Here is a 12569-nt window from a genome sequence, read left to right on the forward strand (position 1 = left end):
AGCTTTAGCTCAATGTAGCCCCTATCAGTCATGCCCAACAGGTGGCAAAAAGCGCTTTGAAAGCTCCAATTCTTGTTGTTCCATACGCTCCTGAGCCATTGTCATATGCTCGACCATGATGTCTCTTGCTAACTCCGAATCCCCTCGCCTAAGTGCATCAATTAGCTTTAATTGATAGGCGGTACCTTTAGCCCACAGTTCTCTATTGGGTGGGTTATACAACTCGCGGGACACCGTCATATCCGTTAGCATTCTGCTCATAAACCGAATCATAAACCCAAGCATTGAGTTGTCCGCTAATTCCGCTAATACGATGTGAAATTGCAGCGAGTCGACATGATGATCTCGCTCTTCTTCTAAGTTCTTAGCAGGTTCGGCGTATTTATTGATGATACTTTCTAACCGCTGTAAATCGGCTTCTTCCAGCTTCCCCGCTAAGGAAGCGGCGAGTTCCGGTTCCAGTGTACGGCGCAATTGGTAAATGTCCGATACGGAAAGGTTTTGAAAGTAGAAGTAGTTACTCAATAGGTTACTGGCCAATGGCTCTGAAACCGCGTTAACGAATGCCCCACCTTTAGGGCCGGTACGAGTGCGTATAAGCCCCTGAACTTCCAAGATGCGCATGGTTTCTCGGATCGTACCCTTTGACATTTTAAACATATCGATCAAGACATGCTCCTGAGGCAAAGGGTCACCCGGTTGAAGCCCGTGTTCCACAATCCACTGTTTTATTGCTTCAGCAGCACGATACGGACGCCTCAATTTGGCGGTGTTTTCTTGGTTCAGACTGTTACTGGTGAACGGGGTGGTGGCACGCGACAAACTGATTTCCTTCTAGCTCATTCAATTTCGGAACGCTTTCCATACATTGGATACTGGCGTTTGGGCAGCGGGAAGCAAAAGCACACCCTTTGGGTGGGTTAAGAGGATCCGGCAGTTCGGTTTCTTTGTCTGGCACTTGAATCGCCCTGCCGACCACTGGTGCACTTTCCGCTAGCAACTTAGTGTAAGGGTGTTTGGGTGATTTGAAAATCTGTTCTGCACGACCCAGCTCGACTAATGACCCAAAATACATCACCGCCACGCGATCACTGACCGCTTCAACCACTGCTAAGTCATGGCTAATAAACAGGTATGTCAGATTATTTTTTTCTTTTATGTCGGCTAATAGATTAAGCACTTGTGCCTGCACAGAGACATCCAATGCTGAAACGGGCTCATCTAGCACCAATATTTCTGGCTTAGCGACCAGCGCTCTTGCTATCCCAATTCGTTGAGCCTGACCACCAGAGAATTCGTGAGGGTAACGCTCTAGAAACTCTTCCCTCAGGCTGACTTGCTGAAAGGCATCGAGAATGCGTTTCTCTCGCTCTGATTTGGCGAGCCGGTGAAGCGCCTTAAGTGGGGCTTCCATCGAGGCTTTAATCGTTCTTCTTGGATTAAGGGAACTGACTGGGTCTTGAAAGACGTACTGTATGTGTTGCCCTAATTGCGAACTACCTTGCGAATCTTCTTGCGTGAATTCTAGGTCTCCGCTGCTCGGCTCCAACAAACCCACCAGCATACGCGCCAATGTCGATTTACCGCACCCCGACTCCCCTACAATGCCTAACGTCTCCCCATGCTCAACATTCAACGTTAAGTCATTCAGCGCTTTCACCCCTTTTCTGTTTTGATTAAACCACCCTTTTGATACCCAGTAAGTTTTCGACAATGACTGTATGCTCAAAATAGTACTCATGCTTTCGCCTCCTCTGGGTAATGACAACGTACAAATCGATCTCCTGTACGTTCTTGTGCAGGTGGCTGCTGATGACATGATTCCGTCGCTTTGGTGCAACGCGCAGCAAAGTTACATCCGACAGGTAAATCGCTCGTGAGTGGGGGTAACCCTTCAATGGCGTGTAAATGTGTTTTTCCGCGACCCAATTCAGGAACGCATTGAATGAGCCTACGAGTATATGGGTGCTTTGGTGATGTCAGGACATCGCTCGTTCCACCTTCTTCCACGATTTCGCCTGCGTACATTACCGCTACGCGATCGCATAGCTGCGAGACCACGCCAAAATCATGGGTGATAAACAATATGGCGACACCTCGCTCTCGACGTAATTCATCAAGAAGCGCCAGAATTTGACCTTGCACCGTCACGTCCAGCGCGGTGGTAGGCTCGTCGGCAATGATCAATTGGGGGTCATTAATCAATGCCATGGCGATGGCGATACGTTGGCGCATTCCACCAGACAGTTCGTGCGGGTAGGCATTCATGCGTTCTGCGGCATTGGGGATGTGAACCGCTTCCATCAAGTCGACGGCTTTTTCCCTAGCTTCAGATTTGGGCATTGAGTGATGGACAAGAATCGCCTCAATCAATTGGTCGCCGATTCGGATTAAAGGATGCAACGTGGATAAGGGATCTTGAAAGATATACGCTACTTTGTCGCCTCTAAATTGTCTTAATCGTTGGTAAGGCATACCAATAAGTTCTTCACCGTCCATATGAATCGATCCGCCCGTAATCGCACCTGGAGGAGAAGGAATCAATCCCATAATAGACAGCGCCGTGACCGACTTACCGGAGCCGCTTTCGCCCACAATCCCCAAGCACTCTCCGGCTTTAATGTGGAATGAGACGCCATTGCTGGCTTTGTAAACACGTTGCCCAATGTAAAATCGGGTATGCAGCCTCGCAACAGAAAGCAGTGCGTTTTCCGGATGCTCGTGGGTCGGCTCCATAGCTCTATCTATGTTCACTTTGGTGGCTGCGGCTGGGCGAGATAGGGCTCCGGATTTTAGCCTTGGATCTAGAGCGTCACGGATCCCGTCGCCAAGTAAATTCACACAGATGACAATCAAGAAAATCATAAGCCCTGGCACCACACTGGCATGTGGGTAAGAAATCAACGCATTACGAGCTTCACCCAGCATAGAACCCAAATCCGCTTGCGGAGGCTGAGAGCCTAATCCAAGAAAAGAAAGCCCCGCGGTTTCAAGAATCATCCAGCCAATCGTGGTCGACATGGCCACCACAATAATGGGAATCACATTAGGCAAGACTTCAAATAGAATGATTTTGAGATGAGACATGCCCGCCAATCGCGCCGCATCAATAAATTCTTTATGTGCAATTCCGACTGTAACCCCCCGAATATTTCGAGCAAAAAAGGGAATGTTGACCGCCACAACGGCAACAAGCGCATTCATTAAACCAGGGCCGAGCGCCGCCACAATGGCGAGAGCCAAAAGGATGTAAGGGAACGCCATCAGCATATCAATAGTGCGCATGAATACATTATCCACGCGGCCGCCAAAGTACCCCGCCACAATGCCTATCGTGCTCCCAATAACAGCAGCCCCCACTGAGGCAGAAATCCCCACCAGTAAACTGAGTTGCGTTCCCCACAATAGCCGAGAGAACAAGTCCCGACCTAAATGATCGGTGCCTAAAACATGGTTTGAAGAAAAGACTGGCAAGAATTTGTTGGCAGTATTAATGGCATTCGGGTCTTGCAAACCCAGCCATGGCGTTAAGGCGATGGTCGCTATGAGCAAACTAAAGACAACCAACGCGATCGCGGTTAAAGGGTTCCTAAGCAACAACGAAAAAAACAACTTCATGAACGGATCCTCGGGTCTAACCAGCTTTGCATCATATCCACGGCAATGTTGAACAACACATAACACATAGCGACAAACACCACGCCGCCTTGAACCAGCAAAATGTCTCGTTGCAAAATCCCGTTCACCAGCATTCGACCAATACCCGGCCACTGGAAAACCATTTCGATATAAACCGCACCTGAAATCACAAACCCAGCCTGTATCCCAAGCACAGGAATGATCGATACCATGGCGCTTTTCAGGGCGTGCTTCCAAACCACCGAATGCTCACTCACGCCTTTTGCTCTCGCCGTTCGGATGTAATCCAACCGCAGCACTTCCAACATGGCGGAACGAGCCAAGCGGGCAATGACGCCTGTTGCAACCGAAGCCAAAGCCAATGAAGGCATTACTAAGTGGGCAATGAGATCAGGTAAGTCTCCTCCGCCATAAATGGCGTACATGCCAGAAACGGGGAACCAGCGAAGTTGTATCGCAAACAGAAGAATCATCATCATTCCCAAGAAAAACGAAGGAATGGAGATGCCAAGTAAAACAACCAATGTCGTGAGTCTATCGGTCAATGAAAACTGTCGAGCGGCCGACACCACACCAACCACTACACCAAAAAAGGCGCACAGAACAAAACTGGTTCCTGCAAGAATCAAGGTGGCGTTGAAACGCTCCAGAACCTCGTCTAATACTGGGCGATTAAGAGAGTATGAACGCCCCAAATCGCCTTGAAGCAGGTTCGATACCCAAATAAAGTATTGCTCTATCAGGCTTTTATCGAGCCCCAGTTCTTGGTTCAGTTTTTGGACATTTTCTGGCGTCGCGTACGATCCTAATATCGCCGTGGCAGGATCGCCGGGAATCAAAGACATGATTAAAAACACAATCACCGTGATGCCAAATAAAACAGGCACCGACGCAATCAGCCTTTGCAACAGGTATTGACCCATACCTTTACTCCATTGGTATCTGGGAAATAAGAACCGGAGCGAAAGCTCCGGCTGCTGTCTGCTCAATAATTCTAAGCTTAGTCAATAAAAGTCTTAGCTAATGAAAAGCGTATTACGTGAAACGCACGTTACTTACTCACGTTATTCAAAAGCAGGAAGAAAGAAGGCTGCAGAGCAAAATCATTGACCGCAGAACTGGTAACGGCATTTTGCTTCCAGTTAGCTACGAAGACCCAAGGTGCATCTTCTTGAACAATTTTTTGCATCTCTTTGTATAACTTCGCTCGCTCCGCTAGATCCGTAGATTCACGTGCGGCGTTAAGCAGCTTATCTACTTCTGGGTTGGAGTAGTAACCTGAGTTAAAGCCTCCTTTATCTGGCCAAGCTTGTGTGCGCAGCGCAAGGTAAGGCAGTGTATCGGGATCGTTCGTCATCCACGCCATTTCTGCCATGTCGGCTTTTCCTTCTAGCCCTGGGTTAACTTTGCCAAGGAACGTATTCCATTCGTACGTTTCGATGCTCACATCTAACCCAACAGCTTTGAGATCCGCCTGAATGGCAGTACCCATTGGAATAGGATCCAACATGCCTGAACCGCCTTCCGTGACGTAAAACGTCAGTTTTGCCCCTTCAACACCCGCTTCTTTCAACAGCGCTTTGGCTTTTTCAGGGTTGTAAGGGTACGGCTCTAAAGACTCATTGTATGCCCAAGCAAACGCTGGTGGTGTAGGGCCAGCCGCTACTTCCGCAGTGCCTTCAAGAACGTTTTCGACTAAGGCTTTTTTGTTGATCGCGTAGTTTGCCGCTTGACGCACACGCTTATCTGCAAACGGTCCTTCTTTCGCATTTAGGATTAGGAACCAAACATGTGGTCCCGCTTGCTGCTCAACAGAAAAGCGATCAGAGTTAAATTCAGCTAGCGCATTGGGCGGTACTTCAACCATGATATCTAAGCTACCAGCCAGCATTTCCGCTACGCGAGTGTTGGCATCGGTAATTGGGCGGAAAACGACCGCTTCCAATTTGGCTTTGTCTCCCCAGTAGTCTCCATTGTTCACGACAACCACTTTGGCGTTGGATTCCCATTCAGCAAATTTGAACGCACCCGTACCAGAAGGATGGCGACCAAAGTCCTTTTTGTGCTTTTTCACTGCGTCCGGTGACACGATAAGCCCTGTAGGGTAAGCAAGATTGGACAAGAAGGGAGCATAAGGGGCATTAAGCGTAAACTCGACCGTATTGCTGTTAACCACTTTTACGTTCTCAATGGCAGAGAAGAAAAAGGAAAGAGGGAACGGTCCTGTGTTGTGATATGGGTGGTTTTCATCCAGCATACGGTCAAAATTAAACTTCACCGCCTCTGCATCAAAACGGCTTCCGTCATGAAACTTCACGCCTTCGCGCAGAGTAAAGGTGTAGGTTTTTCCGTCTTCACTGATCGTCCAATCCGTGGCTAGTGCAGGCTCAACTTCCAGCGCGCCATTTTTGTAGCGAACTAAGCCTTCATAGACATTCATCAAAATACGGAAATCGTTCACCGCCGTGACAGCGTGCGGATCTAAGCTTTTAGGCTCTGCAATCTGCCCAACAATCAATACATTTGGCGGGGTTTGCGCGTATGCATTTGGGATCAATACCCCAATTAGCATTACACCTATTGTGAGTAGTCGGTGGAACACGTTCATTGTGCTTTCTCCTTCCTTAGTGTGTTTTTTACTCTTCCTGGCTATTGTTTAAACAGATTTATCATGATAAATATAATGTAGCAAGTATTTATTATGATAAATATAAAATGACTATAACAAATCGCTTACTTTTTAAGCATAGGCAAGAGGACGGCAAATGACTTTTTCGTTGCTGATGAAAGATCCACAAAGCGACGCCATTGGAGGCGTAGCCGCAACAGGAAACCTATGCGTGGGTGGATGGGTGCTTCGCGCGGATCCATTAAGCGGGGTATCCGCTTCACAAGGCTCCGATCCCAGCACACTATGGGGCAACGATGTGCTCTCTTTGATGAAAGACGGGCTTTTGCCTCAATTAGCACTCGAAAAAGTCGTCATGTGCGATAAGGGAAAAGAGTACCGTCAGCTCTCAGCACTGAACATTCACGGGCAAAGTGCGGTATACACTGGCGCCAAAAACACTCGATACAGGGGGAGTATTCAGTTCGATCACGGCGTCGCGGCAGGAAACTTATTAACGAGCGAGGAAGTGTTGTCCCGAATGGCTGCATTCGCTCAAACATCGACTTTGCCTTTTGCCCAACGGTTGATTCAAGCGTTGGCGTTGGGTGAACTCGCAGGTGGGGATATTCGAGGGCTCCAATCTGCCGCTCTTTTGATTGTTTCCCCCTCTAATCCGCCCCTATCACTTCGCATTGATGACAGTGCTGATCCCGTCAAAGCGCTGCAGAACCTGTATGACAAAACTTGTGATCAGCAATATCAGCGCTGGCTTACATCCGTCCCCACCCACCACAAACCTGAGAATCATTCATGAAGAATTACGGTGCAATAGCTCAAGACTGGTTAAGCCAGCTTGCCCAGTTTTCAGAAACACAAGAAGGCGTAACACGCAGACCATTCACGGTCGAGCATAGAAAAACTCTCGATCAGCTGACGATATGGATGGAGCAAGCCGGGCTTGAAGTCAGGCTCGATAACGCTGGCACCTTGATTGGACGCTATAACAGCCCAGTTTCTTCCAAGACGTTACTTTTTGGCTCTCACCAAGATTCCATCCGTAAAGGTGGTAAATACGATGGCATCATGGGTATCGTACTGCCTATCATCGCCTTAAAAGACATAATCGACCAAGGCGTTGAGCTGCCCTTTTCGGTCGAAATTTTGGCGTTTGCTGATGAAGAAGGTGTGCGCTTCCCAACCGCTTTGATAGGACCAAGAGCGCTGGCTGGTACTCTGGATACATCCGTTATGAAATTAAAAGATGCGGATGGTATCAGCATTCAAGAAGCCATGGCTCAGTTTGGGTTATCAAGCGATGATTTGGGCTCGCTTATCCGAAACCCGCAAGAACTGCTGGGTTATCTGGAAGTCCATATAGAACAAGGACCAATTTTAGAAGCGAATGATTTGGCACTCGGTGTGGTGAGTGCCATTTGTGGGATAGAGCGACACGAAGTCCAATTTGTTGGTGAATCGGCACACGCAGGAACTTGCCCAATGGAACTCAGAAAAGATGCATTGAGCGCCGCCGCCCTACTAATAGCCGAGGTAGAAGCATATGCGCGCTCAACCCCAGAACTGAAAGCCACCGTTGGCAGGCTCAATGTTGAACCGAATGTTGTAAACGCCATCCCCAGCCACGCAGCGTTCAGTATCGAGATTCGCTCGCCTAATGACAACGTTCGCTTAGCCGCAGGAGCTCATTTTCATCAATATGCGGAGAAGCTAGCAGAAGAAAGAGGGCTGGACGCCAGTGCCTCCAAAACTTACGAGCAAATTGCCCAGCCATGTTCACCAGTACTTCAATCTAAATTGCAAAGTGCCCTAAGCAACGTAGGGCAGCCTGATTTCGTCTTGCCTTCAGGGGCAACCCACGACGCCTCAGCCATGGCAGATCTCACCCCAATGGGTATGCTGTTTGTCCGGAGTGAAAATGGGTTAAGCCACAACCCCGCTGAATTTACCACCAGCGAAGACATGAACCTGGCCATTGAAGCGCTCATTGAGCTTCTGACCAACTGGAAAAACTAAAACCTTTATACCAGATGACAGGCTAAGAGGTTTAACTAGCCAAGAATGGGGAGCCAGTTTTTAAAGCTCCCGTTTCTGTACAAAAAATTTATGAACTGTCCATTTTTGATAAACAAAATAACAACTTGATAATTACATTTGGAGCTCAAAAATAAGATATTTTACAATCTGAATTTTATAATTGAATTGTCATCATAGAAGCTCTAAAGCCCCATTGCTGGGGGTATTTTATAAAATTAACATCCTTGCCCCGTCATTTATTAACTAGCCCAGCAAGGATCTTTCTGTGACACTATCTAAGCTTTTTTCTACCATTTTTTTAGTATTAACATCACTGCTTTCTGCGTTTAACTCCTGTGCTCAAATAACCCCCAAAGAGCCCAGTTTATTTGAACAATACAGCTGGGGTGCAATACCTCCTAAGTACCAATCTTATCTATCCGATCCCAACAACCAGCACATAACAAAAGCCGTTGTCACCGCTATTGCTGCAGAAGACTACCTCGCGAAAGAACCTGTGCTAAAGCGAATACAACCTGTGGTAGATGATTGGATTCAAGGTAGAAGAATGTTTTTGACCACAAAAGTGGGGGATGCATTAGAGTTACTAGAATCTGGACAAGGAAGCCATATAGACTTTCAACCTGAGCCTAATATTCAGCGGTGCGCCATTATTTCTGGTGAAACCTGTTCTGAGAAATCGAAACACCTACCCTATCAGGAGCAGCGTAAAGCCGAACTCGCCTGCAAAATTAACCATATTGAGCAAAACTGCCAAGATTGGCAGAAACACACTACCCCTTTTTATAAAACCACTCAGATCATCGCAGGTCACATAGCCTTGGCACTCTGGTTGGATGTAAATGACCTTGTCCCATGGAGCCTTACCAATAATACTTCTGAAGAGCTGCATTCAATGTGGAAAGAGAAAAACGTTCTGATGGCTTATACACCTTATGAAATGTTGAATACCAAGTCTCGTCGTTTTACCAACACATATCCTTCTCTGGATTTGGTGACAATTGCTGATATTGCTTCATTCTTCTCACCTAAATTTACCTATATCTACAACTCCTCTCCTTATGAGAACTACCAATGGTTGATGAAAAGTTTTGGAACGAAAATTTCACCTTCAAGCACTCAAGAAGAAATACTAAGAGAACTTTTTACACTGACTCAGAAATTTGAACACGGCTCCAGCTCCGATATCTTCTACAAGAACAAAGCTGGACAGTCCACCGCCATTGATGTGGAGAGCAGTATTGATGTACCGAGATACATGCCCGTTCCGTTTTCTTTCCTTCGATTAAGAACTCCGCACATGGCAATTAAGGGCTGTCACAGCGCAACTCGAATTGTTCACTCGTTAGCAAAAACACTGAATATTCCATCATCGATTATTTTGGGTGACAACAAGTTATCTGCCGATGAATCGCCATTTTCTACGAATCACTCCATGCTGTATTTTCCAACAATCGACCGTTGGCTTAGCCACGGTGATGATATCTATGGTGAAAGGGATCTTTTCCGATACATAGAAGATAAACTGGACATCACCATCCCGAAATCCCAGTTTACCCAAGCATCTGAGCTTGCTGCCTGTCGTGGGCAAGAAAGCGTTGGGTTGTGTATTTCTTCACGTTGGAAAATCAATAAAACACTCGACGGTTACCTCGCTGACCCAGCCAATCACAAGACTTGTCTGGAAGTCATTCGCGATATTCTTCCAGGTAATCACAACGCGCTTATTTTCAGTGACAGTGAGCGAAGCGCCATGCTCTCAAGGCTAGGTTTCTCGAACGATGCGTCATTCGAACAGGCATGCAAAAAAAAGTGGAGCGATATCTTTGGTAGTTAGATCTGCTAAGAATTAGGTCTGTTGATCCAACTCTTAGCTTTTGATTTTTCGAAAACACATCAATTCGTGAAGTGCCTCATAGTTAGTTGATTTGGGAAAAGAATCTTGATTGAAGACGATATGCATTAAATATAATATCAATGAAATTTTTATTCTTAGTAATCATAATGATAGAAGTAATATATAATTTCATTTGGGTAATGATTGGCATATCGTTTTTTTTCAGTATCGCCATGATATTTGTAAGGAAAGATCACAAAAAAAGCATTAATACCATCCGGAAAAGTGGTTCGTTTAGAGAGCTAAGTGATGAGGAGCATAAAGCATTCAAATTTTTGTGATCCGCCCCAACAGTTTTGGACACCAAGTTAAGTGAGTACAATCACTAACGAGGTGAACAATGACAACTAACAAAAAAACTAGAATTAAACATTCCCCTGAATTTAAGGCAGAAGCTTTGAAGCTATCAGAGAAAGTGGGAGTTGCTGCGGCAGCGAGGCAGCTCGGGTTGCATGAATCCCAGATCTACGGTTGGCGTAAGGCAATTAAAAAAGACACCAGTACCAGTCAGCGTGAAAGAGATCTCGCTGCCGAAGTCGCCAAGCTCAAAAGGCAATTGGCTGAGCAAGCTGAAGAGCTAGATATCGTAAAAAAGGCCGCCACCTACTTCGCGAAAAATCTAAAGTAGATTGCTATGAATTTATGCTAGAACACCTTCTGTGTTTCAATGTGGTCCGCATGGCTAAGGTGTTCGAAGTTTCACGAAGTGGGTTCTATTACTGGATTAAGCATCGCCACAAGGTACATCCAGCGTGAGGCAATACGCCAAAAGCTTGATGAAAAAGTCAAAAAAGCTTTTGACAATAGTAAGGGGCGTGATGGCTCAAGGCGCATCCAGAAAGAGCTAGCTGAGAATGGGGATAGCCGTAATGTTAAAACCATTGCCGCCAGTATGAAGCGTCAGGATTTAACGCCGAAAGCGGCACGCAAGTTTAAATGTACGACGGATAGCAAGCATAAGATGCCCGTAGCGCCGAACTTGCTAGCTCAAGACTTTAACGCAACGGCTCCGAATCAAAAATGGGCGGGAGATATCACGTATCTTGCCACGAGCGAAGGCTGGTTGTATCTGGCTGTCATCATCGACCTTTACTCACGACAAGTGATCGGTTGGTCAATGGATACGAGGATGACGGCAACTCTGGTCTGCGATGCATTATCAATGGCTCTGTTCCGTCGAGGGTTCCCTGAGCATGTTACTGTCCATAGTGATCGAGGTAGCCAGTATTGCTCAAAAGACTATAGGGACATAATAAGTGCTTATAACCTAAAACAAAGTATGAGTAGAAAAGGAAACTGTTGGGATAATGCGTGTGTTGAGAGCTTCTTCCATTCTATGAAAGTCGAGGCGATCCAATACGAACCGATCATGACAAGAAATGAGATGCGCCAAACGGTCTTCGAGTACATTGAGGTTGATTATAATCGGATGAGAAGGCACAGTGCTCTTGGGTATCTAAGCCCAGTTAACTTTGAACAGCAAAATGTCGCTTAATGAAGTGTCCAGTCTTGCTGGAGCAGATCAGCTAGACCTCTACCCTCTAATGTCTGAAGGTGAATACCAGTTCTTAGCTTCTATGGCATTAGCTTCTACTGGCAAAGATAAATACAAATATACGGTCGTCGACAGAAAAGCAAACACCTATTACGATGAATATAAACTCCAAGAGCTCGCTCAATTTGTAGAAAAGTACTGCCTGACAGAAATTGATTGCGACCGAGCCAAAAATGCCATTATTTCAATCTGGAAGAAAGACTCGTCCGAGCGTTGCCTGAACAAAGAATGTTGGGCAGATATACTAAATGGAGAGACCGATTTTGGTTTTGCATTAATGAGCAAAAAAGACGCAGAAAAAAGTCTAGGCACCGCGTTTAAAAAAATACACTTCACTCAAAAAAGGCAGTTATTTTCAGCCTACATGGATAAACTCAGCAGTCAAAGCCAAGTGTTTGTTTATCTTACATCTAGAGAGCGCCTTTATTCTCCTCCAATTGGATCTATGATGAAAAAATGGTCTGGAGACGTGAACAGTAACTTAACTTCAACGAAGCTAAATACACTTTTAGAAGACATAAACACGTCTTCAAAGATTCAAACGCGAGGCTACATTACCGAAATCGGAAACCACAAAGGTAAACCTGTTATTCACATCAATACCAACATCGCAGAATCGTTAAAAACAACCATGCTGGCAGTGCTAACTCTGGTCATCGTTTTTGTTTCGGCACTGACCTATCACCTATTCCAACTTTGGACCTTGCGACGAACACGCAAACCGCATAAGAACAATGGCGATACTGTCGAAGTCGCCTAACGGAACGACCAAGGAATAACCGAGCCATCGTAAGCCAGTAACAACTCACTTTTCG

9 protein-coding genes and 1 pseudogene are annotated in these 12569 nt (G+C 46.2%); 5 read left to right on the forward strand and 5 right to left on the reverse strand.

The genetic code is table 11. The annotated features are described in order from the left end of the window. Nucleotides 1–24: 24 nt before the first annotated feature. The 5 genes from LDO37_RS25980 to LDO37_RS26000 all read right to left on the reverse strand — a co-directional run bounded on the left by LDO37_RS25980 (nucleotide 25) and on the right by LDO37_RS26000 (nucleotide 6247). Nucleotides 25–822 (reverse strand): FadR/GntR family transcriptional regulator, encoded by a 798-nt coding sequence (locus LDO37_RS25980; RefSeq protein ID WP_126609607.1) that lies wholly within the window; start codon nucleotides 820–822, stop codon nucleotides 25–27. Then, nucleotides 791–1741, reverse strand: a complete 951-nt coding sequence (locus tag LDO37_RS25985) for an ABC transporter ATP-binding protein (RefSeq protein ID WP_126609608.1) — start codon at nucleotides 1739–1741, stop codon at nucleotides 791–793. The genes LDO37_RS25980 and LDO37_RS25985 overlap by 32 nt, the downstream gene beginning before the upstream one ends. Further along, entirely contained in the window at nucleotides 1738–3618 is a 1881-nt protein-coding gene (locus LDO37_RS25990) for a dipeptide/oligopeptide/nickel ABC transporter permease/ATP-binding protein (protein WP_126609609.1), read from the reverse strand. Before LDO37_RS25990 ends, LDO37_RS25985 begins: the two co-directional genes overlap by 4 nt. Then, on the reverse strand, nucleotides 3615–4562 hold the full coding sequence (locus LDO37_RS25995) for an ABC transporter permease (protein ID WP_126609610.1): 948 nt from the start codon (nucleotides 4560–4562) through the stop codon (nucleotides 3615–3617). The genes LDO37_RS25990 and LDO37_RS25995 overlap by 4 nt, the downstream gene beginning before the upstream one ends. 128 nt (nucleotides 4563–4690) lie before the next feature. Further along, nucleotides 4691–6247 (reverse strand): ABC transporter substrate-binding protein, encoded by a 1557-nt coding sequence (locus LDO37_RS26000; protein ID WP_126609611.1) that lies wholly within the window; start codon nucleotides 6245–6247, stop codon nucleotides 4691–4693. Nucleotides 6248–6404: 157 nt separating this feature from the next. On the opposite strand from LDO37_RS26000, the gene LDO37_RS26005 reads away from it, so the two are divergent. The 5 genes and pseudogenes from LDO37_RS26005 to LDO37_RS26025 all read left to right on the forward strand — a co-directional run bounded on the left by LDO37_RS26005 (nucleotide 6405) and on the right by LDO37_RS26025 (nucleotide 12514). Further along, complete coding sequence (locus LDO37_RS26005; RefSeq protein WP_126606921.1) at nucleotides 6405–7064, forward strand: DUF1028 domain-containing protein; 660 nt, start codon at nucleotides 6405–6407, stop codon at nucleotides 7062–7064. Then, nucleotides 7061–8281 carry a M20 family metallo-hydrolase gene (locus LDO37_RS26010; RefSeq protein WP_126606923.1) on the forward strand — a complete coding sequence of 407 codons (1221 nt, stop codon included), beginning with the start codon at nucleotides 7061–7063 and terminating at the stop codon, nucleotides 8279–8281. The genes LDO37_RS26005 and LDO37_RS26010 overlap by 4 nt, the downstream gene beginning before the upstream one ends. Nucleotides 8282–8567: 286 nt before the next feature. Next, nucleotides 8568–10139: a hypothetical protein gene (locus tag LDO37_RS26015; protein WP_126606925.1), complete on the forward strand. Its 1572-nt coding sequence runs from the start codon at nucleotides 8568–8570 to the stop codon at nucleotides 10137–10139. Nucleotides 10140–10539: 400 nt separating this feature from the next. Then, a pseudogene (locus tag LDO37_RS26020) lies at nucleotides 10540–11691 on the forward strand (transposase); the annotation flags it as partial. Further along, a complete protein-coding gene (locus tag LDO37_RS26025) occupies nucleotides 11684–12514 on the forward strand; it encodes a hypothetical protein (RefSeq protein WP_126609953.1) in 831 nt (276 codons plus the stop codon). The pseudogene LDO37_RS26020 and the gene LDO37_RS26025, both read left to right, overlap by 8 nt. Nucleotides 12515–12569: the final 55 nt, after the last annotated feature.

The sequence above is a fragment of the Vibrio penaeicida genome (assembly GCF_019977755.1).
Lineage (GTDB): Bacteria > Pseudomonadota > Gammaproteobacteria > Enterobacterales > Vibrionaceae > Vibrio > Vibrio penaeicida.

Excerpts from the sequence above, each read along its gene's own strand:
- LDO37_RS25990 (WP_126609609.1), bottom strand. The coding sequence starts at position 3,618 with ATGAAGTTGTTTTTTTCGTTGTTGCTTAGGAACCCTTTAACCGCGATC.
- LDO37_RS26025 (WP_126609953.1), top strand. The coding sequence starts at position 11,684 with ATGTCGCTTAATGAAGTGTCCAGTCTTGCTGGAGCAGATCAGCTAGAC.
- LDO37_RS26010 (WP_126606923.1), top strand. The coding sequence starts at position 7,061 with ATGAAGAATTACGGTGCAATAGCTCAAGACTGGTTAAGCCAGCTTGCC.
- LDO37_RS26005 (WP_126606921.1), top strand. The coding sequence starts at position 6,405 with ATGACTTTTTCGTTGCTGATGAAAGATCCACAAAGCGACGCCATTGGA.
- LDO37_RS25985 (WP_126609608.1), bottom strand. The coding sequence starts at position 1,741 with ATGAGTACTATTTTGAGCATACAGTCATTGTCGAAAACTTACTGGGTA.
- LDO37_RS26000 (WP_126609611.1), bottom strand. The coding sequence starts at position 6,247 with ATGAACGTGTTCCACCGACTACTCACAATAGGTGTAATGCTAATTGGG.
- LDO37_RS25995 (WP_126609610.1), bottom strand. The coding sequence starts at position 4,562 with ATGGGTCAATACCTGTTGCAAAGGCTGATTGCGTCGGTGCCTGTTTTA.